This window comes from Parapedobacter brassicae, assembly GCF_051400755.1.
Classification (GTDB): domain Bacteria; phylum Bacteroidota; class Bacteroidia; order Sphingobacteriales; family Sphingobacteriaceae; genus Parapedobacter.
Genome location: NZ_JBLFFL010000002.1, coordinates 437,841 through 460,875 on the forward strand (window position 1 = coordinate 437,841; position 23,035 = coordinate 460,875).

At 51.6% G+C, this 23,035-nt stretch carries 19 protein-coding genes; 9 read left to right on the forward strand and 10 right to left on the reverse strand.

From position 1 onward, the window contains the following. Positions 1-2: 2 nt before the first annotated feature. Positions 3-998 carry a tryptophan--tRNA ligase gene (gene trpS, locus ACMGDE_RS07300; RefSeq protein WP_436832116.1) on the reverse strand — a complete coding sequence of 332 codons (996 nt, stop codon included), beginning with the start codon at positions 996-998 and terminating at the stop codon, positions 3-5. Positions 999-1,072: 74 nt separating this feature from the next. Here trpS and ACMGDE_RS07305 point away from each other — a divergent pair, with 74 nt between their 5' ends. Continuing rightward, complete coding sequence (locus ACMGDE_RS07305) at positions 1,073-2,173, forward strand: fatty acid desaturase family protein (protein ID WP_436832117.1); 1,101 nt, start codon at positions 1,073-1,075, stop codon at positions 2,171-2,173. On the opposite strand, the gene mazG is transcribed toward ACMGDE_RS07305, so the two are convergent. The 3 genes from mazG to clpB form a co-directional block, all read right to left on the reverse strand. After that, complete coding sequence (gene mazG / locus ACMGDE_RS07310; RefSeq protein WP_436832118.1) at positions 2,168-2,971, reverse strand: nucleoside triphosphate pyrophosphohydrolase; 804 nt, start codon at positions 2,969-2,971, stop codon at positions 2,168-2,170. The genes ACMGDE_RS07305 and mazG overlap by 6 nt on opposite strands. A gap of 27 nt (positions 2,972-2,998) precedes the next feature. Beyond that, the gene (locus ACMGDE_RS07315) at positions 2,999-5,539 is read right to left on the reverse strand and encodes a hybrid sensor histidine kinase/response regulator (protein WP_436832119.1); all 2,541 of its coding nucleotides are present in this window, start codon (positions 5,537-5,539) and stop codon (positions 2,999-3,001) included. Positions 5,540-5,662: 123 nt separating this feature from the next. Then, positions 5,663-8,266, reverse strand: a complete 2,604-nt coding sequence (gene clpB, locus ACMGDE_RS07320; RefSeq protein WP_436832120.1) for an ATP-dependent chaperone ClpB — start codon at positions 8,264-8,266, stop codon at positions 5,663-5,665. A gap of 233 nt (positions 8,267-8,499) precedes the next feature. On the opposite strand from clpB, the gene ACMGDE_RS07325 reads away from it, so the two are divergent. Beyond that, positions 8,500-8,838 (forward strand): PadR family transcriptional regulator, encoded by a 339-nt coding sequence (locus ACMGDE_RS07325; RefSeq protein ID WP_436832121.1) that lies wholly within the window; start codon positions 8,500-8,502, stop codon positions 8,836-8,838. After that, the gene (locus tag ACMGDE_RS07330; RefSeq protein WP_436832122.1) at positions 8,835-9,518 is read left to right on the forward strand and encodes a hypothetical protein; all 684 of its coding nucleotides are present in this window, start codon (positions 8,835-8,837) and stop codon (positions 9,516-9,518) included. The genes ACMGDE_RS07325 and ACMGDE_RS07330 overlap by 4 nt, the downstream gene beginning before the upstream one ends. A gap of 190 nt (positions 9,519-9,708) precedes the next feature. On the opposite strand, the gene ACMGDE_RS07335 is transcribed toward ACMGDE_RS07330, so the two are convergent. After that, positions 9,709-10,419, reverse strand: coding sequence for an LOG family protein (locus ACMGDE_RS07335; protein ID WP_436832123.1), 711 nt, complete (start codon positions 10,417-10,419; stop codon positions 9,709-9,711). A 109-nt stretch (positions 10,420-10,528) separates the two neighbouring features. Between ACMGDE_RS07335 and recR the strand changes: the two genes are divergently transcribed. Together recR and ACMGDE_RS07345 are read left to right on the forward strand one after the other, a co-directional pair. Then, on the forward strand, positions 10,529-11,143 hold the full coding sequence (recR, locus tag ACMGDE_RS07340) for a recombination mediator RecR (RefSeq protein WP_436832124.1): 615 nt from the start codon (positions 10,529-10,531) through the stop codon (positions 11,141-11,143). Then, entirely contained in the window at positions 11,124-11,945 is an 822-nt protein-coding gene (locus tag ACMGDE_RS07345; protein WP_436832125.1) for an SDR family oxidoreductase, read from the forward strand. Before recR ends, ACMGDE_RS07345 begins: the two co-directional genes overlap by 20 nt. A gap of 31 nt (positions 11,946-11,976) precedes the next feature. Here the strand turns inward: ACMGDE_RS07345 and ACMGDE_RS07350 are convergent, their stop codons facing one another. The 5 genes from ACMGDE_RS07350 to ACMGDE_RS07370 form a co-directional block, all read right to left on the reverse strand. Beyond that, positions 11,977-13,179 carry an MFS transporter gene (locus ACMGDE_RS07350; protein ID WP_436832126.1) on the reverse strand — a complete coding sequence of 401 codons (1,203 nt, stop codon included), beginning with the start codon at positions 13,177-13,179 and terminating at the stop codon, positions 11,977-11,979. Between the two features lie 76 nt (positions 13,180-13,255). Then, the gene (locus ACMGDE_RS07355) at positions 13,256-14,245 is read right to left on the reverse strand and encodes a bifunctional metallophosphatase/5'-nucleotidase (protein ID WP_436832127.1); all 990 of its coding nucleotides are present in this window, start codon (positions 14,243-14,245) and stop codon (positions 13,256-13,258) included. Continuing rightward, on the reverse strand, positions 14,223-14,984 hold the full coding sequence (locus tag ACMGDE_RS07360; protein WP_436832128.1) for a 5'-nucleotidase C-terminal domain-containing protein: 762 nt from the start codon (positions 14,982-14,984) through the stop codon (positions 14,223-14,225). The genes ACMGDE_RS07355 and ACMGDE_RS07360 overlap by 23 nt, the downstream gene beginning before the upstream one ends. 90 nt (positions 14,985-15,074) lie before the next feature. Beyond that, positions 15,075-16,100, reverse strand: a complete 1,026-nt coding sequence (locus ACMGDE_RS07365; RefSeq protein WP_436832129.1) for an EamA family transporter — start codon at positions 16,098-16,100, stop codon at positions 15,075-15,077. A gap of 43 nt (positions 16,101-16,143) precedes the next feature. After that, positions 16,144-16,623, reverse strand: a complete 480-nt coding sequence (locus ACMGDE_RS07370) for an Lrp/AsnC family transcriptional regulator (protein ID WP_436832130.1) — start codon at positions 16,621-16,623, stop codon at positions 16,144-16,146. Between the two features lie 186 nt (positions 16,624-16,809). On the opposite strand from ACMGDE_RS07370, the gene ACMGDE_RS07375 reads away from it, so the two are divergent. From ACMGDE_RS07375 to ACMGDE_RS07390, 4 genes are read left to right on the forward strand one after another with little or no spacing between them, the layout of a single operon-like run. Next, the gene (locus tag ACMGDE_RS07375; protein ID WP_436832131.1) at positions 16,810-17,454 is read left to right on the forward strand and encodes a TetR/AcrR family transcriptional regulator; all 645 of its coding nucleotides are present in this window, start codon (positions 16,810-16,812) and stop codon (positions 17,452-17,454) included. A 32-nt stretch (positions 17,455-17,486) separates the two neighbouring features. Continuing rightward, positions 17,487-18,866, forward strand: a complete 1,380-nt coding sequence (locus ACMGDE_RS07380; RefSeq protein ID WP_436832132.1) for a TolC family protein — start codon at positions 17,487-17,489, stop codon at positions 18,864-18,866. An 11-nt stretch (positions 18,867-18,877) separates the two neighbouring features. Continuing rightward, positions 18,878-19,933 (forward strand): efflux RND transporter periplasmic adaptor subunit, encoded by a 1,056-nt coding sequence (locus ACMGDE_RS07385; protein ID WP_436832133.1) that lies wholly within the window; start codon positions 18,878-18,880, stop codon positions 19,931-19,933. Positions 19,934-19,939: 6 nt separating this feature from the next. Further along, complete coding sequence (locus tag ACMGDE_RS07390) at positions 19,940-22,993, forward strand: efflux RND transporter permease subunit (protein ID WP_436832134.1); 3,054 nt, start codon at positions 19,940-19,942, stop codon at positions 22,991-22,993. Positions 22,994-23,035 lie beyond the last annotated feature (42 nt).

The following is a 23,035-nucleotide window of genomic DNA, read 5'->3' on the forward strand; positions in this document are numbered from 1 at the left end:
AGCTAAAATTTCCTAAATCCGATAATTTCCCGCACATCCGCCACGGTCTTGCGTGCACTTTCGCGTGCTTTTTCGTTTCCCTGACGGATCACTTTGCTAATATACTCGTTATCATTGGAAATTTCATGGATACGTTCGCGCACGGTCGCTGTCGCTGCAATTATGTCTTCGGCCAATTGTTTCTTGAGGTCGCCGTAGCGTATTTCGCAGCGATTGTATAAGTCGTCAAAATGCGCTACCGTGTCCGGAGTCGACACCGCCGCGAGTAAGGCAAATAAATTTTGGATCGCTTCCGGTTTTGGTTGGTTGGGTTCGGTCGGTCCGCTATCACTAACCGCACGCATGACCTTCTTGCGGATAGCCTCTGGCGAATCGGATAAATATACGGCATTGGCTTCGCCCTCGGACTTGCCCATCTTGCCTCTGCCGTCCAAACCCGGGATTTTGACAAGCTGCTTGCTAAACGAAAATGCATGCGGCTCGGTGAAATATTCCGTTTGGTACATCCGGTTAAACCGGTTGGCAAACGTGCGGGTCATTTCGAGGTGCTGTTCCTGATCTTTGCCAACGGGTACTTTGGCCGCCCGGTGCAGTAGGATGTCGGCTGCCATGAGCACAGGGTAGGTGAGCAGTCCGGCATTAACATTGTCCGGATTCGCGCGCACTTTATCCTTAAAGGAAGTAGCCCGTTCGAGTTCGCCCAGGTAAGCGTTCATGTTGAGGTAAAGGTACAATTCCGCGACTTCGGGCACATCGGATTGAATATAGATGGTCGCTACTTCCGGATCGATGCCGGCGGCCAGGTACTCAACGACTACCTGGCGGACATTGGCATACAAATTTTCCGGCGTGGGGTGGGTGGTCAACGCATGCAGGTCGGCAATAAAAAAATAGCAGTGATGCTCATGTTGCATCTGCACGAAGTTTTTGATCGCACCGTAATAGTTACCTAAGTGTAATTTCCCTGTACTGCGTATGCCGCTTACGACTGTTTCCATATTGGTCGCGAAAATAAGGAATTATGACCTATTATCCTTATTTTTGTCCTAGAAAGAACTAATAGCGGTTGTATATGGACACACTCATAAAACCTACATATAAAAAACCGGGACCGGACGATTTCTTTAAAAAGCTCCAAAAAGAAGTGCAGGAAAAGGTATTGGGAGACAAACGTATCCAACGGCGCAATATCGTAAAAACATATTTCCTACTTTTTCTTTATTTCGGGTGCTACACCGCCATTCTATTGCTTGGAAATTATACGCCATTCTTGTTTTTGTGTTATATCCTGCTGGGTTTTTCGATGATCATGCTGTTTATCAATGCATTTCATGACGCCGCACATGGAGCGGTGTTCAAAAAACGCAAGCATAACCAATGGTTTATGTATGTGTTGGAACTCTTCGGCAGCAACAGTTGGGTTTGGGGCAAACGCCACAATGTATTGCATCATCCGTATCCAAATATCCAGCATTGGGATACGGACATCAAACAGAGCGACATGGTGAGGATCTTTCCGGACAGTGAGTATTTGAAACAACATCGATATCAGCACATTTATATGTTTTTGCTGTATCCTTTATATACCCTTAATTGGCTGTTTATCCGTGATTTTAAGGATTTCTATGGCACGAAGGACAATTACATTAAGCGCATCATGAAGATTCCGAAGGTTGAATATTACAGGCTGTTTGCGGCCAAAGCTTTCAACCTGTTTTATTTGATCGGTATCCCGCTGATGGTGCTCGAGCAGCCGTGGTATATGATCGTACTGGGATGGTTAGCCATGCACATATTCGGCAGCATGCTCGGGGTGATCGCCCTGATTTCAACGCATGTCGACGAAACGGCTATTTTTCCGTTGCCCCCGGCAGATGGTAAAATGGACGTGACCTGGGCCGAGCACCAGATGATGGTCACCAAGGATTTCAGTGCGGATAATCCGATTGCCAATTTCCTCTTTGGCGGTTTTACGCACCATGTGGCGCACCACCTATTTCCGCATGTGGCGCATACCTATTACCCCTACATCACGCCCATCATCAAACGATACGCACAGGAATACAACCTGCCTTATACCTGTTACCCAGCGATGAAAGCGGTTCGTTCGCATTTTGTGCTGCTGAAAAAGCAGGGTGCTGCTGAAAATATATTCCAGCATGGGGAACTATAATTTTTTGGCTTCCTCCCAATAAACATCCATTTCGGCCAGGCTCATATCCCGGAGACTTTTGCCGGTTTCACTGGCGCGCGCTTCTAAATGGGCAAATCGCCTGATAAATTTCTTGTTGGTACGCTCCAATGCATTTTCGGGGTTGATGCCGATGAAACGGGCGTAGTTGACCAGCGAAAAGAGCAGGTCGCCGAATTCGGCTTCCGCCTTTTCTGTGTCGATGGGCGAGTGACTGGTGACATCGAACTCGTGTTTGAATTCTGCCAATTCCTCTTCTACCTTTTGCCACACTTGTTGTTTTTCTTCCCAGTCGAATCCGACACCCCGCACCTTATCTTGAATGCGGTAGGCTTTTACCAGGGCAGGCAGGGAATGCGGCACGCCGGACAGCACCGACTTGTTCCCTTCCTTGAGTTTAAGCTGTTCCCAATTGCGTTTCACGTCTTCCTCATCGTTCACATCTACATCGCCGTAGATATGCGGATGGCGGGAGATGAGTTTCTCGCAGACGCCGTTGAGCACATCCACCATGTCAAAGGCCCCTTGTTCTTCCGCAATCCGCGCGTAGAAAACCAGGTGCATCATGAGGTCACCCAATTCCTTTTTCACCTCGACGAGGTCGTTATCCAGGATGGCGTCGCCAAGTTCGTACATTTCTTCGATGCTGAGGTGACGCAGGGTCTCCATGGTCTGCTTCCTGTCCCACGGGCATTCAGTGCGCAATGTATGGAGCACGGTCAACAGCCGGTCGAACGCGTCAGCAGGTGTTTTCTGAGCTGGGGGAGGTGTGTGAGGCATACGATGTGTTTTGCCAAAGGTAATAAATTAAACGCTCACCGCATCGAAGCTGCCCTGGATCTGCAATTGCTGTATCAATTCGGTTAGCTGGGTGAGCGTCCGTTCAAATTCAGCTATCGGAGGCAGCTCGTCGTTGCGGGCATCGATTTCCATCTTCCGCAGATGAAAAGCGATCTTATCTGCACCGATTTGGGCAGTGCGCCCGGCAATGCGGTGCAGCAATAGTTCCACATTTGGGAGGTCGCGTCTCTCATAGTAATCCCGCAATGCCGTTATGTCCGCAGTGGTATCCCGGGTGTAAAGCGAAATGATGTTGTTGGCCTCCGCTTCATCGTCCGATGCCAATGACTGGCTGTGCGTCACATGGCGGCCGGTATTGCCTTGCATCGGTGTGATGTCCAGCAGTTGGAGCAGATCAGCTTCTTTGAACGGTTTGAGCAGCAGTCCGTCAAACCCCTGCGCGAGGATGTGTTCCTGTTCTTCCGGCAGGACCTGTGCCGTACACGCATAAATGTTTACGCCTACGGTGTCGATTTTCCGGCGCAGTTCCCGGTTGAGTTGCGTGCCATCCATTTCGGGCATCCGGATGTCCATCAATACGATCTTAACCGCAGGATCCCAGTCCGTCGCCAGCACGTCCTTAGGTGAGGTGAAACACCGGTAGCTGACACCGTATTTGTCCAAGATGTTTTGACACAATCCCAAAATCAACCGGTCGTCATCGATGATCCACACACGGCCCTCGGATGCCTTCGCCTCGTGCAGCCTATCCGGAGCCGCTTCGGCAACCACCGCTTCAGCTGTTTCCAACGGCAGGTTGACCCTGAAAACCGAGCCGAACCCTTTTTTGCTTTCTACGCGAATATGGCCATTCATGCTTTCGCAGATCGCCTTGACGATGCTGAGGCCCAGTCCGCTACCAAAATGAACGCCGGAATTGGCATTTTCGGACTGCTCGAAATCATTGAATATCCGCTCCAGGTCTTCTGTGGGTATCCCTTTGCCGGTGTCCTTAACGACGATGTTCAATTCAGTTTTTTCGGCATACACCACGGTGCTTAGGTGCAGCGTCACCCTTCCGTGGTCGGTAAACTTGATGGCATTGCTGAGCAGGTTAAACAGGATCTGCTTGATCCGAAAGGCATCGCCCAGCACGTACCCCGATCCTAAAATGCGCATGTTGAATACCAAGTCTAATCCCTTGGCTTGTGCCTGCGTTTTCATTACGGAAACCACGTTATTTGCCAGACCCTCCACCGAAAAGGTGCTTTCATTGAGTGTAATCTTGCCCGAGGTGATGCGGCTGTAATCCAATATCTCATTGACGATCTGGAGCAGGTGCTCCGACGACTGGTAGATGGCGTCTATCTTGGTGTCTTCCGCACGATGTTCTTGTTTGAGCTGTTCGGAATAGCCGATGATGGACTGGAGCGGTGTACGCAATTCGTGGCTCATGTTGGCCAGGAAGCGCTGCTTAGCGGCAGCGTGGTATTCGGCTTCCTCTTTCGCAATCTCCAGTGCCATGCGATACGCATTATTCCGACGGATGTCGCCCAAGATCAAATATACCATGAAGGCCGTGATGACAAAAAAGGCAAGCATGATTGCGCCGATACGCCACACACTGTCGTTCACGACGGCTTTCGCCTGTTGATTGTCTACTTCCATTTGTTGCATGGCCTCGTTTTCCACGGAATGAAGAATGCTCAACATGTTGCTGATCAGGATGTTGCCCGCAATGGTTAAATCAATTTCTCGATCGATGAATGATTCCCGCTGCTGCTGTTGCTGTAACTGAAATAGCTGTACGGCGCTGTCAATACGGGCGAGGGTACTATCATGCTTGAAGGCCCGGATGGTGTCTACGGTGATTTCCTCTTCGATTTTTTGCCTCGGTTCAATCTGCCGAGGAAGCGTGAGCTGGGGCTGCGGTGCTTCCTTCCGTTTGCCGAACAAGCGGGAGAAGAGTCCGCGATCGTCCTCATTGCTGGTCGGCTGCAGGGTATCCAGCGGAATTACTTCGGTGCTCGGTTCGCCACCAATGGTGACTTCTCGCCTCTTGGAGATTTGGACAATCGCGCTGTCCGGGGTTGGTTCATATAGGAGGCCACTCAGTGACTGCAGCTGCTCTGAAAATTCCCGACCATCGACGACCTTTTCCCGCACCTTGACGTAGGAGTTGAACAATTTATCGCGTTCATGAAGCAGGATTTTCACGGAATCGATCCGGGCCTGCTGGATATCATCACCTGCATACAGTTGCATCAACGAGTCCAAGGAACCGATGATGGCGGCTGATTCATTGGAAAAGCTGCGATAGGAAGTGTTCGTGCTTAGAAACGCCTGCGAACGTTGCAACTGGTCAAGCCGCATGATATCCCGTGAAATGGTACTCACCAGTTCCAATTTAGGATTGGGGGTGGTGATGTTTTCCACGGTGTCCATCATTTCAGTAAAGGCCACCCGGCTGATAAACCAAGCCAATGCCAATGCGACTGCGCAAGTGAGAAATACGAAGATAACCTTGCGCCGCACACCTCCGGTGGATTGTATCTGTTGTGTAGGCATGACCGTTTGGTACTGATGCTTTTGGTAAAGGTACCAAAAATTGTGCTAAAAAGTACGATGGGCCGTAAGCCATGCCTACGACCCATGTATTGCCGGTACTTATCGTCTTCAGCGTATCACACGTTACGCTTCTTGCTTTTCATTTAGAAATACAAATTTGTTATCAAACATATCGAGCCTAATATTTGCTTCTTTGTCAATGTTGCCGGCCAAGATTTCCTTGGATAGTTCGTTGAGGATATGTTTTTGGATCACGCGCTTAAGCGGGCGCGCGCCGTACTGCGGGTCATATCCCAATTGGGCCAACCAATCGAGCGCTTCTTCGCTTGCCGTGAGGTGTATACCCATTTCGTCCAGTTGCTGCTGTACCTTGCTGAACTGAAGCTGTACGATCTTACCTAACTCCCCACGGCTGAGAGGGGTAAACATGATGACCTCATCTATCCGGTTAAGAAACTCCGGCCGGATCGTTTTCTGAAGCACCTCAAAGACCTCATTTTGCGTTTTAGCTACGATGTCATCCTTGTTGGATTCATCCAGTTGGCTGAAATTCTCCTGGATGAGGTGCGACCCGATGTTGGAGGTCATGATGATGATGGTGTTCTTGAAGTTGACCACACGCCCTTTATTGTCCGTCAGGTGGCCATCATCCAGCACCTGCAGGAGGATGTTGAAGACATCGGGATGCGCCTTTTCAATCTCGTCCAGCAACACGACAGCATACGGCCTGCGCCGGATGGCCTCGGTAAGCTGTCCTCCTTCGTCGTATCCTACATATCCCGGAGGCGCACCGATCAGGCGCGAGACGGAGTGCCGCTCTTGGTATTCGCTCATGTCAATGCGTACCATCGACTGTTCGTCGTTGAATAGAAATTCAGCCAGGGCCTTAGCCAATTCCGTCTTGCCAACCCCCGTGGTGCCGAGAAAGATGAATGACCCGATCGGCCGCCGTTTATCGCTCAGCCCGGCGCGCGATCGCCTGATGGCATCAGAAATGGCCCCGATGGCTTCTTCCTGTCCGGCTACGCGTTTGTGTAATTCTTCTTCAAGATGTAGCAATTTATCGCGTTCGCTTTGCACCATTTTGGTTACCGGGATACCTGTCCAGCGTGACACCACACCGGCAATGTCTTCGGCGGTCACCTCTTCCTTGAGCATGCGGCTGTCGCTTTGTTTTTCAGCCAGCGATGCCTTGAGTGATTCGACCTTGTCCTGCGATTCTTTGATCCGCCCGTACCGGATTTCGGCGACACGGCCGTAATCGCCCGCCCGCTCGGCTTGGTCCGCTTCGATCTTATAATGTTCGATTTGTTCCAGCTCTTGGTTGATGTTATCTACCAACGTCTTTTCGCTCTGCCATGCGGCACGCAGGGAGTCCCGGTCGGCGCTGAGGTTGGCGATTTCCTTGCTGAGCTCTTCCACCTTTTTGGTGTCGTTCTCCCGCTTGATGGCTTCCCGCTCGATCTCCAACTGCATGATGCGGCGCTCGATTTCATCCACCGCTTCCGGTACGGAATCCATCTCCAGCCGGAGTTTGGAAGCGGCCTCGTCCATCAGGTCGATCGCTTTGTCCGGCAGGAAGCGGTCGGCAATGTACCGCTGCGACAGTTCTACCGCCGCGATGATGGCCTCATCGAGGATGCGCACCTTGTGATGCGTTTCATAGCGCTCCTTGAGGCCGCGCAGGATAGAGATGGCATCCTGCGTGTCCGGTTCCTCCACCATCACCTTCTGGAAGCGACGCTCCAGGGCCTTGTCCTTTTCGAAATATTTTTGGTATTCGTTGAGCGTAGTGGCGCCGATCGCGCGTAACTCGCCGCGCGCTAAAGCAGGTTTGAGGATATTGGCCGCATCCATTGCGCCTTCGCCACCACCGGCACCGACCAGCGTATGGATCTCATCGATGAATAGGATGATCTCTCCATCGCTTTGGGTCACTTCTTTTACCACCGCTTTGAGCCGCTCTTCAAACTCGCCCTTATACTTCGCTCCGGCGATCAATGCACCCATATCCAGCGAGTACACCGTCTTGGTTTTCAGGTTTTCCGGCGCGTCACCTTTGATGATGCGGTGCGCAATCCCTTCGGCGATAGCCGTTTTACCTACGCCCGGCTCACCCACTAAGATCGGATTGTTCTTCGTACGGCGAGAAAGGATCTGGATGACTCGGCGGATTTCTTCGTCACGACCGATCACTGGGTCAAGTTTCCCCGATTCGGCAAACTCATTGAGATTGCGTGCGTATTTGTTTAAGGCATTGTACGTCGCCTCGGCATTTTGATCGGTCACCCGCGCGTTGCCGCGCAGGTCGGTGATGGCCGTTTTAAGGTCCTTTTCGGTTACGCCCTGATCTTTAAGCAGGGCCGCGGTTTTGTCATTCGCGTTCAGTATACCCAACAGCATGTGTTCGATGGACACAAACTCGTCTTTAAACTCTTTCAGGTACGACTGCGCTTTTTGCAAAGCGGTATTGGTTGAGGAAGCAAGATAGATATTGCTACCGCTCACCTTAGGGAAAGCATCGATTTGTTTGTCCAGCTCGTCCTCAACGTGTTTGATGTTTACGTTCAGTTTTTTGAGCAGGTGGCTTACCACATTTTCGTCTACCAATAGCAGTGCTTTTAACAGATGCGCTGTTTCGATCGACTGCTGCTGGTTGCCCACGGCAATTTCGGAAGCCTTTTGGATGGCTTCCTGTGCTTTGATGGTATAATTGTTGAAATTCATGATCGTTATTTATGGGTTGCAATCAAAACAAGTACCATTGGGGAATTGATTGCCCAATCGGAAATTTTGTCTTGATTTGTTTATGTTCGGCTGAATAATTGTCTGGTGGCTAATTGATTATACTGAAAAAATAGCAGGTTCTTATGCAATGTTGCTGCTTTGGGCTTCGGATAACAATAAAAACATTTATGCATAAATTTCTTATGTATATTGGAAAATTATATATTTGTTGCATGAGTTCGGCAAAACTGTTAAAAGGCACCCTTCAAACCATTATTTTGAAGTTGCTCGAAGACCATGATAAGATGTACGGCTACGAGATTACTCAAAAAGTAAAGCAGCTGAGCCATGGGGAATTCAAACTCACTGAAGGTGCATTATATCCTGCGTTACACAAATTAGAGGCAGATGGCTTACTCAAAACCAGTACCGAGTTAGTGGATGGGCGTGTGCGCAAATACTACGCATTGTCGCCCGAAGGAAAGGGTGAAGTGAAAGAAAAAATGAGTGAAGCTGCTATTTTCATTGAAAAGCTGCAATTAGTGTTAAATCTGAAGCCGACCGTAGCATGAAACTCAATAAACAGCAACTCGAACACCTTCGTGTTTTCATTAACCAACGTGGCTTTACTACAATAGATCTTCAAATGGAGATCATCGATCATGTGGCCTGTGGCATCGAGGAGAAACTTGCGCAGAATCCCGATTTAGGCTTTGAAGAGGCACTGAAAGAGATTCATGCGGAATTCGGTGTGTTTGGATTTAGTACACTGAAAGAAACGATGACCAATTCGCTTCGTAAGAAATATTTTCGTCAAATGTCGCTTGAGTTGAAACGGTGGCTGTCTTTCCCTGCTGTGTTGGTGGTAGGAGGTTTCGCCTTGGTATTATACCAGCTATTTTTTCTCATTGCCACACCTTGGCTGTTTGTGATTACGGGTTCCGTCCATTTTGCGTTTTCAATAGGCACGTTTGTATACACGTGGTGGTTAAAACGCAGGTATCGGAGGTTGATGGCGATGCAGTTCGCCACTCAATTTGTATATCTACCAACTTATCTCTTCTACATTGGAGGAGGGTGGTCGTCGATTTCTAATCAATTCACCCTTTATCCGGAAGAAGCTTGGATCTATGCGTGCCTTTTCGCATGTGTCACCTTGTTTTTTACATTCCTTTTTGCGGCGTATTTCCGGATCATTTCTTATGCGATCTGGAGCTGTCGGGAGTTTGAACGGAATGCGCTCCTTTTTTAGCGGCTTCATTGATCGCATAAATTACCGCATCAACAATTAATAGGGCTAGCCGCCACTCAATGAAGAACAGCTTGATGCTATCCGAGAGGCGAGAGAGTTAATTGACTTTTCCGAAAATCCGATAAGAAAAATGCCAGATTGTTGTCACTAGTCCAGCAGGGATATAGTTTTAAGGTGTCCAAAAATAGTTTTAAAAATTCGGCTTGAGCAAATACTTGTCGTAAAACCGGAAGATGTGTTCGGCGGCTTCCTCCGCCGTATCCACCAGGCGGTAGAGATTGAGGTCTTCGGGACTGATATTGCCTTCGCTAAGCATGGTACTTTTTACCCAGTCGAAGAGGCCACCCCAATAGGCGACGCCGACGAGTACAATCGGAAACCGCGCGATTTTACCTGTTTGAATAAGGGTAATGGCTTCGAAAAGTTCATCCATGGTACCGAATCCGCCTGGAAGCACGATGAATCCCTGCGAGTACTTCATGAACATGACTTTGCGCACGAAGAAATAATTGAATTGCAGGAGCTTATCACGGTCGATGTAGGGGTTGTGAAATTGTTCAAAAGGGAGCTCAATGTTGATGCCTACGGATTTTCCGCCAGCCTCGTAAGCGCCCTTATTGGCAGCCTCCATAATGCCGGGTCCGCCGCCGGAAACCACACCATAACCGCGTTCGGTAAGCAATCGGGCAATATCTTCGGCCAGTTTGTAGTATTGGTGGGCCTGCGGTGTCCTCGCAGAGCCAAACATCGATACGCACGGACCTATTTTGGCCAGTTTCTCGAATCCATCGACAAATTCGGCCATGATCTTGAAAATCTGCCAGGAGTCTTTCACTTTGATTTCCTGCCAGGTCTTGTTTTCAAATGCGCGCATGATTTTATCTTCTCGTGTTCTTGCCATGGTTGGTGCTTTTGATTTTTGCTAAAATAGCAATTTTTCACCGTGCTCCATTATTCGCGTCTGGATGGGGCGCTGCATGACTTTCGAATGAAAAAAGTATCTTTGTGTCATGAACTTTTCTTCCAAACTGTTGGAACAAGCTGTAGCCGAGTTCGGCCGCCTGCCGGGTGTGGGACAGAAGACGGCCCTGCGTTTGGTGCTGCACCTGCTGAAGCAGCCGGAGGCCGATGTCAACCGATTTATCGAGTCCGTTGATCGCCTTAAGCGCGAAATCCGGCATTGCTCGATTTGCCTGAACATATCGGATCATTCGGTTTGTGAAATCTGTGCTTCGCATAAACGGGATAAAGGGCTTATCTGTGTAGTGGAGGATACCCGTGATGTGATGGCCATCGAAAATACCAATCAATACCAGGGGGTATATCACGTGTTGGGCGGACTGATATCGCCGATGGATGGCATCGGACCGTCGGATCTGCAGATCGAAAGTCTGGTACGGCGCTTGGAGGCCGGTGGGGTACATGAGGTCATCCTCGCGCTGAGTGCCACGATGGAAGGTGACACGACCATTTTTTACCTCTATAAGAAACTCAAGGATTTTGGCGTGCAGATCAGTACCATCGCCAGAGGCATTGCCTTTGGCGGTGAGTTGGAATATGTGGATGAAATCACCTTGGGCCGCTCCATTGCAACCCGTGTACCTTATGAGCGGAGTATTGCGTAATAAAACAGTCATCGTTACTGGAGCCTCATCCGGCATCGGCTTGGCCTGCGCCGAGGCGTTTGCGCGGCAAGGGGCCAATTTGATATTGGGTGCCAGGCGCTACGTGCAGCTGTGCGAAATCGCGCAGGCCCTGGAAAGGCAGCATGGGATACGTGCCGTGGCCGTGCAATGTGATGTGGCCAAAGAGGCAGACTGCCAGGCGTTGGCGCAGCAGGCGGTGACGACCTTCGGTGGCGTGGATGTGCTGGTCAACAACGCGGGCATCAGTATGCGGGCACTGTTTGCGGACTTGGATCTGGCAGTGTTGCATCGGCTGATGGATGTCAACTTCTGGGGCACGGTATACTGCACCCGATATGCCATGTCCGAGCTGTTGCGGAGTAGGGGATCGGTGGTGGCGGTGTCGTCCATCGCCGGTTATCGCGGTCTGCCGGGGCGCACGGGCTACTCGGCCTCCAAATTTGCGGTCCACGGATTCATGGAGTCGCTGCGCGTGGAAAACCTCAAAACGGGACTGCACGTGTTGCTGGCCTGTCCGGGTTTCACCGCTTCCAACATCCGGCAGACGGCGTTGGATGCTTCGGGCAGCGAGCACGGTGAAACAAGCATGGACGAGGGCGGGATGATGACGACGGGGGAGGTTGCCGAACGGATTGTGCAGGGAGTTATCCGCCGCAGGCGGACGTTTATCATGACGCGGCAAGGCAAATTGGCGGTGCTGATGAATAAACTGCTGCCCGCTTGGGTGGATCGGCAGGTGTACAAGCTGTTTACCAAAGAAAAGAACCCGCTGCTGAAATAAAAAAAGCACGCGGATGACCGCGTGTGGCATCTCACATTTTTTTGACGACCATGTAAAGCCCCGCCGATACACCGACAAGTATCACCGCCGTAACCATCCAAAGTACCGTGAAACCATGGGCATCAGCTATCCGGGTACCCAGAAAGGGTGAGAAGATATGGGCTGCTGAAAAAGCGAGTGCGTTGAGTCCCATATAAGCGCCTTGACTTTGCCTTGAAGCACGTTTCACGGCCACGGAAGCCATGAATGGCATCGCCAGTATCTCGGAGATGCTCAGCAGGAATATGGAAACATACAATATCCAATAGCCGGTGGGTATGGGTAGCAGACCAAAGGATAAGGCGCAGAGCAGGGTACCCCAAAAGATACTGCTGGCATAGGAAAACCGCCGTTCCGCGATGTGTACGAGCAACATTTCAAACACCACTACCACAAAACCACTGAACCCCAAGATGATACCAACCTGCTGCTCATCCAGGGCATGGGTCTTTTGGTAGAATAGGGGCAGGGTGCTCAGTAATTGGAAAAAGCAAATGGCATAGATGCAACACAGGAGGCTAAACAGAAGGAACGCCCAATCGCGGTAGGGAGACCTCGGCGGATCAATAGGCACATCGGCCACGCCCGTCGGCTCGACCCTGATCGTTCCTTTTCGTCTGTAGAAAAACAGGATAAAAATCATGCTGGCAGCGAAAGCCCCCAAGGCGTTTCCATAGAATATCCAGTTGTAGGAAAGGGACGCCAGAAAGCCGCCCAATGCCGGACCGATGGAAAAACCGAGGTTAATGGCCATGCGGTTGAGCGAAAAGGCTCTCGTAATGTTTTCGGGCCGCGCATACCGGGCCACCGAAACGGAGTTGGCCGGACGGAACGACTCGGTCACGACGCTGAGAATGTATATCGCCATGGCAAGTGTCGGCACCGAAGTAAATAGGGGTATCAGGAGAAACAGCGGAACGGAAAGCAACAAACTCAAGGTCTGCACCCAGAAATTGCCGAAGCGGTCGGTCGACCATCCGCCTAGCCATGAGCCCGTAACCGCTCCCAGACCGAAACAGGCGAGCACAACGCCCACCTCCTTGATGGTGAAGCCGAGGGCCTGGGTCATGTAGATGCCCAGGAAAGGCAGCACCATGGCGCCGGTACGGTTGACCAGCATGACCAACGCCAACATCCAAGCCGGCTGCGACAGCCCCCGGTATGAATCGATGTATAAGCGCAAAAATGTTTTCATGAACGTTGGTTCACACTGAGGTCGCAACGTTATTCAAGCAAAGACCACAGATCTTGGTTAAGTCGGGGTTTAGTACCTATATAATTTTTGGCGTTCTTTGCGGATCCCTAGCGTTCTTTGCGAGGAACACACGCTCCGAAATTTCATACCTGCTAGCGGTCATGCGCTTTTTCTTCCCGGACTGGCGCTCGAAGACATAGTCCAGGCGACCGAGGTTGATGCCACCAAATCCCACCTGATTGACGGTGGTCACGTCGCCATCAAGATTGCGGATATCCTCGGGCGCGGGCATAAAGGTGTGGGTATGTCCGCCAATGATGAGGTCAATGTTGCGCGTATTGGCGGCCAATATTCGGTCGGACACCTTATCGCCGTCATATCGATATCCCAAATGCGAGAGACAGACAACCAAGCTGCACTGGTAATCATGCTTAAGCCGAGCAGCCATGGTATTCGCGATGTCAATGGGGTCCAGATAACGTACACCCTGACAAAGGGTGGGGTCTACCAAGCCATCCAATTGGATGCCCAGTCCGAACACGCCAATCCGGAGTCCCTGTTTCTTGAAAATGATGTAGTCACGGGTCTTGCCTTTCAGGATGGTATCGTTGAAGTCGTAGTTGGTCGTGATGAAGGGGAAGTTCGCATAAGGAAGCATCTTCGCCAACCCCTCCAGTCCGTTGTCAAATTCATGGTTGCCGAACGTGCTGGCATCATACTTCATCTTGCTCATGAGTTCAAGTTCGACCTTGCCGCCAAACAGATTGAAATAGGGGGTACCCTGCACGGTGTCCCCGGCATCAAGCAGCAGCACATTGCGGGTTTCGCGCCGGATGGTTTCTACCAACGTGGCTCGGCGGGCTACGCCGCCTAAGCCCTGGTTGCGTGAGCCATCCATCGGGAACGGCTCGATGCGGCTATGCACATCGTTGGTATGCAAGATGGTCAGGGAGATGTGGTCATCAGCTATCGCCGATAGGGGCATACCCCCCATGGCCGAAAACGCGGCGAATGTGCCTGCCTGTTTTAGGAAATGGCGTCTGTTAATTGCCGGTAATTCTTCCATCGAGTTGCGTGTTTATATGTTTGCCTTCTTGGGTATGCTGGCTTACGTAGTCAATCAATGCTTCGCGGACCTTTTTACCCAGGTTGACACGTTTTACAGGATTGTCCAGCCCAAGGGCATTGTCGCCGCCGTTGGCCAGGTAGTCATAGGTGATTAGCTTATAGGTGCGTGAGGTATCCAGGGGTGCCCCCGCAACCTGAATGTTAGTGGGCTGCCCGTTTTTGATCGTCATCCGCATCCCGGCGACGGGCTGTCCGTTTTTGCTGGCGATGAATTGAGCCAGCTGCTGTACACGTTCGCCGGAAAGTTCCAGCAACACCAGCTCATTCTCGAATGGCATGAGCTCAAAGAGGTGACCGATCGTGATATCGCCCTTTTGTAACTCGATCCGCAGGCCACCCTTGGTGCCGAAGGAAAATTCGGCATCGGGATGCAGCTTGCGTCCTTCTGCGAGCAATGCATCGGCAAAGAAGTTGCCGAGCAATGTTTCGGGTGGTTTTCCCGGCTGGGTGAGGCTCACGTCGGTATGGCCGATCACCCGGTTCATCTCGGCTTCCAGCTGCTGTTTGTACGGTGCGTAATACTGGAGATAGGCTGGGGAGGGTGCAATGCTGCTGTCGATCTGATGCTCGGTGTACGCATTGCGCGCATTCGAAAAATACCGGTGGCACGAGGAGGCGAGGATCGATGATGCGGCTAACGCGACGAATAGGATATTTTTGACATTGAAGTGCTTCATGATGCGGTGTTAACTCACCTGTCCGGCAGTCCATGTCTAACAGGTGCTGTAAAGGTAACCAACGCTGATGAAATCAGGAAAAAGTTATTGTTAAATGCTGTCTGCCGACGCTGCTTTCGTCCGCCCATCGGGTGCGGATGGTATGGAAGCACGGATGGTTGCGCGGATTCGCGCTTTTTCACGGAGGCGTTTATATCGCGTTCGCCTCGAAAAGATGGCTGACAGGTTATATGTATCCCAATTGATCAGCAATACGCTGGATAGCACGATCAGCAAGCCGATGAGCTGTGAGTACGTCACCGTTTCGTTTGCGAAAAGCGAACCCAGCAACACGGCGACAATGGGATTGACGTATGTGTGCGTGCTTACCTGCGTGGCAGGACGTACTTGGAGGAGCCATATATAAGAGCTGTACGCTCCGATAGAGCCAAATAGAATGAGGTAGGTGATCGCCCACCATGCCGATGCCGGTACGTCATCAAGTTGAAACGTGCTGACCTCGCCGCGGACTCCGGCAGTGATGGCAAATGCCGCGCCCGCGAGCAGCATTTGCCAGGCGGTGCTGACCATGCTATTCTCTTCCTCGGCTCGCGGTTTTCCATAATATTTGGAATAAAGGGAGCCAATAGTCCACGCAAGTGTGCCGAATAACAGCAGGACCATGCCCATGATGTTGCTTTGCCGCTGCGATGCATCCATGGCCTGTGCCACGCGGTCGCCAAATAGCATCACAACACCCAGAAATCCCATAAAAAGCCCGATGATGGTGGGTAGGTTACTGAAATTTTCCTTCCACTTCGGTTTATCAAGGATGATGAACCAGATGGCTGCCGAGGCCGACATAATGGCGACGATGCCGCTGGGCATGAATTGTTCGACCCAGATGATGATGCCATTGTCGATATAAAGCAACAACAGTCCCATCAGACCCGCCCGGACGATGGTGTGCTGATTGACGATCCGGTAACCTTTGTATCGGCACCAGGCCAGCAGCAGCAACCCGGCGGTAGCGAACCGGACGGCACCCAGCAAAAAGGGTCCGAACCCAACCAATGCCCGGTGGATAAAAAAGAAGGTAGACCCCCATACGATGTAAATCATCGCAAAAGCTAACATGACTTTAAGTCGGAAATGTTTATCTACTGTTTGCATATGTTCTTTACTCACCATTGGGTATCACCAGTTTCTGCTCTTCCTTTACCGTTTCCAATACGATGGTAGTACGGGTAGAGATAATGTCGGGTATTTTGGCAAATGAGTTGCGCATCAGCTCTACCAGCGCCGCGGCATCAGCCGTCCGCACTTTCACAAGGTAGCCATCATCACCGGCAATATCATGTACCTCCTGCACTTCGGGGATGGCGGCCAGCGCCAGTCCCGTGGTGGCGCATCCAATGCCGTCGGCCGCCCGGATGAAGATGAAAGATAGCAGCTTCTGACCCAATGCAACGGGATTGATCTTTGCATGGTATTGCAAAATGACATCCTTCTGCTCTAATTTCTTTACGCGCTCCAAAATCGCAGAGGGGGCCATTCCCAGTTCCCGGGCAATATCAGCATTGTTAATACGCGCATTGTCCTGCATGAGTCGCAAAATCTGATAGTCGACCTGATCCAGGTGATATGTTATTTCGTTCATTATTCCGCAAAATTACAACTTATAAGAATAATATTCAAATATTGACGAACTATTATGAATAATATTCTTAATCTTGGTTGATAATAGCAAGTCCGCGTAATTGCTGAATTGTCTTTTGATAAAAAAATAACATTTCCCTTGCTTTACTTAACACTGTTAATTAACTTTGTTCCGTTAATATCAGCTATGGGTATCAAAGAACGAAAAGAACGTCACAAAGAAGACCTCAAAGCCCGCATCCTGGAGGCGGCTAAGACATTGTTTGTCAAAGAGGGCTACGAAGCCACATCCATCAGGAAGATCGCAGCAGAAATCGAATTCAGTCCCACGACGATTTACTTATACTATAAGGATAAGACCGACATCGCTTATGCGCTTCATCAAGAAGGTTTCAGTCTCATGCGGGAGCGGCTGGCTATACTGAATGACGTGGAAGACCCCTTTGAACGGCTGAAAGTGATGGGACGGGCCTACATTCAGTTCGCATTGGCTCACCCCGACTTCTATGAACTGATGTTCATTATGAAGGAGCCGATGGAATACCTTCAGGCACACCATCCAGAAGAGGAGTGGCCAGAGGGTAAACGGGTTTTCGACGGACTGATGCAAACGGTGGCTGCCTGCAAGGAATCCGGTCATTTTGCGGGCATGGATACCGCGCAAATGGCTATGCTTTCGTGGAGTGTGGTGCATGGATTATGCTCGCTGCACATCACCGGCCATTTTAAGCACCTTGCCGAGAAGTGCGGTGACTATGCCCTGCCGGAGCAGGACGACCTGTTGGAAAGCATTTTTCAGGCATATATCCGCTTGCTTGACGGATTGAAATGATTTTTTTTATCTAGTAATAAACACTGTTAATAATGAGAACGGTATTAATTAACTTGGCTATACTGGTCGGAATCATCGGGGTCACGGGCTATACCGGAAATGCCATGGCGCAAGATGCATTGACCGGCTACATCCAAGAGGGGCTGGAAAGCAACCTGGTGCTAAGGCAACGCAATATCTCACTGCAACGGGCGGACTATGCCCTGAAAACCGCTAAAAGTATGTTTCTGCCTTCGGTCAACGTGCAGGCCAGTTACCAGACGGCGGATGGCGGCCGAAATATTCCGCTGCCCATAGGCGACATGCTCAATCCGGTATACCGCACACTCAACCAGCTCACGCAATCGGATGCTTTTCCGCAAATTGAGAACGAAACCATCAATTTCCTGCCCAGAAACTATTATGATGCGCACATCCGTACGACGCTGCCGATCATCAATACGGATATCGGGCACAACAAGCGCATCAACGAGCAGCGGGTGCGCTTGACCCAATTGGAGGTCGAAGCCTATAAGCGTGAGTTGGTCAAGGAGATTAAGACGGCCTATTTTAATTACTTGAGCGCCATACAGATCGTCGATATTAACCGCTCGGCCCTGGACCTGGCCAACGAGGGGAAGCGAACCAATGAAAAATTGGTGGAATACGGCAAAGGACTCCCGGCCTATGTGCTCCGCTCCAATAGTGAGGTGGCGGCGGCTCAGGCGAAATTAAATGAAGCGGAATTAGCGGCGCGAAACGCCCGGCTGCATTTCAATAGCTTGCTCAACCGGCCAGAAGACGCGCCTGTCGACTCGGCATTCAACCGAGACGCTGCCTTGCTGCAGGTGGCAGATGCGTTGCGGGGCGATACGGTGTCGCTGGAACAGCGGGAGGAGGTGAAGGCGCTGACAACGGCAATAGGCATACAGGAGACCGCGCTCAAGATGAATAAGCAGTTCGCCATACCCAAGTTGAATGCCTTCCTTGACCTGGGCTCCCAATCGGAAGGTTTCCGCTTCAACGACCAGACACGTTACTACATGGCGGGACTGCAACTGGAGCTCCCCATTTTCAACGGCAACCGGAATAAATATAGCATCCAGCAATCTCGCTTGGATGTAGAAGATGCCAACCTGCAATTGCTGCAAGCGCGGCAACAGCTGCAGTTGGCGAGTTCGGTGGCTTACCACAACCTGCAATCGGCCTTGCAGAACTATCGAGCCGCTAAAGCCCAACTGGAAGCCGCACAGGCCTATCAGCGGCTCATCACGAAGGGGTATCAGGCCGGTTCGAACAGTTATATCGAGACGGTGGATGCCCGCAGTCAGTACACCTCGGCCAAGATGGCCGTGTCGATCAATACCTATCAGGTGCTTTCGGCAGCTGCCGCACTCGAACGCGAACATGCAAGTTATCCGCTTACCCAATAATATCATCAACAATGGACATGAATAAGTTCACCCACATCAGCGTAGCGATCGCCCTGCTAATGACGGCGGGGGCCTGCGGGCATCGGCAGCCCGCCGCCGACGGCTTGGCTCGGGAAGAAGCCATTCCGGTTAAGGTTTTGCCATTGGCCGCTCAAGATACCATACAGGCTATCATGGCTACCGGTACGTTTACAACGGATGATGAAACCGTGCTTTCGTTCAAGAACGGCGGAGTCATCCAACAGATCCACGTAAAGGAAGGCGACGGTTTTAAGCGCGGGCAGCTGCTCGCATCGCTGGAACCCACTGAAATCAATACCGCTGTTAGGCAATCGCAACTCGCACTGGAGAAAGCCGAGCGCGATGATAAGCGCGCCCGGCAGCTTTATCGCGATAGCGTGGCTACACTCGAACAGCTGGAAAACGCCCAGACGGCACTGGAGGTGGCAAAGCAGGACGCCCAGCGGGCGGCCTACAACCTGGGCCATACCAGCATCCACGCCGCATTCGACGGCTACGTACTGCAACGGCCGGCCAATCCGGGACAGATCGCCGGTCCGGGCACGCCGGTGCTGGTGGTCAGCGGCACCGGGCGCAATGGCTGGTTGCTCAAAGTAGGGGTGAGCGACAGGCAGTGGTCGGCCATCCGGATAGGCGATAGCGCCACGGTGACCGGTGGCGCTGCATCCGGAGCACCCGTGCATGCGGTGGTACACCGCAAGTCGGAAGGCATAGACCCGCAGTCGGGCACCTTTACGATTTACTTAAAACTGCTTGATAAACAGCCGATGGCCATTGCTTCAGGTATGTTCGGCCGGGCAGAAATCCAATCTAGAAATCAAACCGGGGCTTGGTTTATCCCTTATGACGCGTTGCTCGACGGCGATGCGGGTACCGGATATGTTTTTGTGACCAATGACGGCAAAACAGCCGAAAGGGTGCAGGTACAGGTAGGTGAAATCCAAAAGGACCAGGTGGTGGTCACCGGCGGATTGGAGCGGTCCAAATCGCTCATCGTATCAGGGAGTCCCTACCTGCGCGATGGTTCAACAATCACGGTAAAATAGACAGCCATGGACTTGATTAAGTATCCCATCAAAAATTATCAGTTTACACTGATCATGGTGTTGATGGTCATCGCCATCGGCATAAGCAGTATCCTAACCATGCCCAGGGCAGAAGATCCGGAAATGCAGCCGCCTAATTTTCCGGTGGTGGTTATTTACCCAGGCACGAATCCCAAGGATATGGAGCAACTGGTGGTCAAACCCATGGAGAGCAAGCTCTATGACCTCGACAATATCAAACGTATCCGCACCACGATCGTCAATGGGCTGGCGGTGTTGTTCGTGGAGTATGAGCATGGCACCGACTACGACGATAAGTACCAGGAACTGATCCGCGAAGTGAGCGCATTGCGCCCGCAATTGCCCGACGAGATTTACAGCATCGATGTGCAAGAATTAAACCCTACCGGGGTCAATGTGCTCCAGGTGGCATTGATTTCCGAAAATGCATCCCGCAAGGCGATGAAGGAGGTCTCGGATGACCTGAAAGAGGAACTGGAGAAGGTGAAAGCACTCAAGGAAGTGAGGGTGAGCGGCTTGACGGATCAACTAGTACGCGTGGATGTTGAACCCGCGCGCTTGGCCCAACTGGGCATTCCGCTTAATCAGGTCATGCAGGCCATTCAGAGCGAAGGTGCTAATGTTCCCGGAGGCAGTGTGCTGGCAGGGGGCAAGGTGTTTAGCATCAAGACCAGCGGCAACTACCAAAGTATCGAGGGCATCAAGAATACGATCGTCTCCAGTGCAGGCGGGAAAAACACCTTATTGCGCGATATTGCCGATGTATATGCCGATTTTGCACCCGAGACGCACATTGCCCGCCTCAACGGGCATCGTGCAGTATTTGTCAACGCCGCGCAGAAGGAGGGAGAAAACATCAGCCGCACGCAGGAGGCATACATAAAGGTGCTGGATCGATTCAAGGAGCGGCTGCCCGCCAATATCGATATGGTGATGCACTTCGACCAGGGCGACAACGTCAACAAACGGCTTAGCGGCTTGGGTATCGACTTCCTGATTGCCGTCAGTTTGGTGCTGATCACCTTGCTGCCCTTGGGGATGCGGGCATCCATGGTTGTGATGATCGCCGTGCCGCTCTCGTTGGCCATGGGGGTCATCGTGCTCAATATGCTCGGCTATTCGCTGAACCAGTTAAGCATTGTGGGTTTCGTGGTCGCCTTGGGCTTGGTGGTAGACGACTCGATCGTGGTGGTCGAAAACATTGAACGGTGGATGCGCGAAGGTTTTTCCCGGGTGGAAGCAGCCATCAAAGGCACTCACCAGATTGCCTTGGCCGTGGTAGGCTGCACCGTTACGCTGGCCATTGCGTTTATGCCGCTTATGTTCATGCCTGAGGCAGCGGGCGATTTCATCCGTAGCTTGCCGATGGCAGTCATCGGCTCGGTCATCGCTTCGATGTTGGTGGCGTTATTAGTGGTGCCCTTTTTATCGAGCCGTCTGCTGAAGCCGCATGCCAATCCGGAGGGGAATGCCGTGCTCCGCTGGCTTCAACGGGTCATCCACGGCACATATGCCGTATTACTGGATCGGGCGCTGCGGCGTCCATGGCAGACCGTTGTGGTGGCCGTAGCCATTTTCCTGGGTGCATTGGCGCTGATTCCGGTGATTGGGTTCAGCCTGTTTCCCGTGTCCGAGAAGCCTCAGTTTTTGATTCGCATCAATGCGCCCTTGCAGGCCAATATTTATACGACGGATAGCATCACCAAGCAAATTGAAAAGGAGCTGAATGAAATACCTGAAGTTCAGTATTTCGCTTCCAACGTCGGGAAAGGCAACCCACGGATCTATTACAACGTGGAGCAAGTAAACGAACGGGCTGATTTTGCCGAGGTATTCGTGCAGCTGCATCCCGGTACGTCACCAAAAGAGAAGGAGGCGCTTATTGAGCAGCTGCGCCGCCGATGGACCCCTTATCTCGGCGCCAAGGTAGAAGTGAAGAATTTTGAACAGGGCGTCCCCGTGATTTCCCCGGTGGAAGTCCGCCTCTTCGGCGACGACCTCGACACGCTGAAGAAGTTGGCCGTCCGGGTAGAAACGATGATGGAACGCACTCCCGGCGCGCTGTATGTCAATAATCCCTTGCGCAATGATAAGACCGATATCCAGGTCGATATCGATCGCGATAAGGCGCTTGCATTGGGCGTGCCGAGTGCCAACATCGACCGGACCGTACGCGTGATACTGGCCGGTGTCGACGTGACCACCTACACCGATCCGATGTCGGATGATGACGACTACCTCGTGCGGTTGAGCGTGCCCCGCGGAGCCTATCCCAATGTCACGGTATTTGATCAGCTGTATGTGGATAATGTGCAGGGTACGGCGATTCCCTTCAGCCAATTGGCCAGGTTGAAAATGGTACCATCGCCGCCGGCCATCTATCACATCAACCGCGATCGTACGGCATCGGTCAATTGTTTTGTGGATGCCGGCTATACCAACGAAGAGGTGATACAGGATGTCATCCGGCAGATGGATGCCATGCAGCTGCCTGATGGATTTCATTACGAAATGGGAGGGGAGGTAGAGAGCCGTGAACAGTCATTCGGCGGCTTCGGCACGGTCATCCTCATTACGGTATTCTTATTCGTCGCCGTACTTGTGCTGGAATTCAAGACACTGAAAAGCACGTTGATCGTGCTATCGGTCATCCCGCTGGGTATTGTCGGGGCCGTGCTGGCATTGTTGGTCACCGGCAATACGCTCTCGTTCGTGGCAACGGTGGGCTTGGTTGCATTGGCCGGCATTGAAGTGAAAAACACCATCCTGTTGGTAGACTTTACCAACCAGTTACGCCGAGAGGGGATGGAGCTCAATACGGCCATCGAGAAGGCGGGAGAAATGCGTTTCTTGCCCATTATCCTGACCTCGCTGACGGCGATAGGCGGTCTGTTGCCCATCGCGTGGTCCAGCAATCCGTTGATTTCACCGTTGGCCATCGTGATGATCGGTGGGTTGATCAGTTCGACATTACTGTCACGGGTCGTCACACCTGTGGTGTACAAGTTAATGCCGCCAAAGGTCGGAAACGCAGATTAGTTTAATTAGTGTTAAAAAAATGATTGATTTTCAATAAATTAT

Coding starts and splice junctions, on each gene's coding strand:
- trpS (WP_436832116.1), bottom strand. CDS start 998: ATGGAAACAGTCGTAAGCGGCATACGCAGTACAGGGAAATTACACTTA.
- ACMGDE_RS07305 (WP_436832117.1), top strand. CDS start 1,073: ATGGACACACTCATAAAACCTACATATAAAAAACCGGGACCGGACGAT.
- mazG (WP_436832118.1), bottom strand. CDS start 2,971: ATGCCTCACACACCTCCCCCAGCTCAGAAAACACCTGCTGACGCGTTC.
- ACMGDE_RS07315 (WP_436832119.1), bottom strand. CDS start 5,539: ATGCCTACACAACAGATACAATCCACCGGAGGTGTGCGGCGCAAGGTT.
- clpB (WP_436832120.1), bottom strand. CDS start 8,266: ATGAATTTCAACAATTATACCATCAAAGCACAGGAAGCCATCCAAAAG.
- ACMGDE_RS07325 (WP_436832121.1), top strand. CDS start 8,500: ATGAGTTCGGCAAAACTGTTAAAAGGCACCCTTCAAACCATTATTTTG.
- ACMGDE_RS07330 (WP_436832122.1), top strand. CDS start 8,835: ATGAAACTCAATAAACAGCAACTCGAACACCTTCGTGTTTTCATTAAC.
- ACMGDE_RS07335 (WP_436832123.1), bottom strand. CDS start 10,419: ATGGCAAGAACACGAGAAGATAAAATCATGCGCGCATTTGAAAACAAG.
- recR (WP_436832124.1), top strand. CDS start 10,529: ATGAACTTTTCTTCCAAACTGTTGGAACAAGCTGTAGCCGAGTTCGGC.
- ACMGDE_RS07345 (WP_436832125.1), top strand. CDS start 11,124: ATGAGCGGAGTATTGCGTAATAAAACAGTCATCGTTACTGGAGCCTCA.
- ACMGDE_RS07350 (WP_436832126.1), bottom strand. CDS start 13,179: ATGAAAACATTTTTGCGCTTATACATCGATTCATACCGGGGGCTGTCG.
- ACMGDE_RS07355 (WP_436832127.1), bottom strand. CDS start 14,245: ATGGAAGAATTACCGGCAATTAACAGACGCCATTTCCTAAAACAGGCA.
- ACMGDE_RS07360 (WP_436832128.1), bottom strand. CDS start 14,984: ATGAAGCACTTCAATGTCAAAAATATCCTATTCGTCGCGTTAGCCGCA.
- ACMGDE_RS07365 (WP_436832129.1), bottom strand. CDS start 16,100: ATGTTAGCTTTTGCGATGATTTACATCGTATGGGGGTCTACCTTCTTT.
- ACMGDE_RS07370 (WP_436832130.1), bottom strand. CDS start 16,623: ATGAACGAAATAACATATCACCTGGATCAGGTCGACTATCAGATTTTG.
- ACMGDE_RS07375 (WP_436832131.1), top strand. CDS start 16,810: ATGGGTATCAAAGAACGAAAAGAACGTCACAAAGAAGACCTCAAAGCC.
- ACMGDE_RS07380 (WP_436832132.1), top strand. CDS start 17,487: ATGAGAACGGTATTAATTAACTTGGCTATACTGGTCGGAATCATCGGG.
- ACMGDE_RS07385 (WP_436832133.1), top strand. CDS start 18,878: ATGGACATGAATAAGTTCACCCACATCAGCGTAGCGATCGCCCTGCTA.
- ACMGDE_RS07390 (WP_436832134.1), top strand. CDS start 19,940: ATGGACTTGATTAAGTATCCCATCAAAAATTATCAGTTTACACTGATC.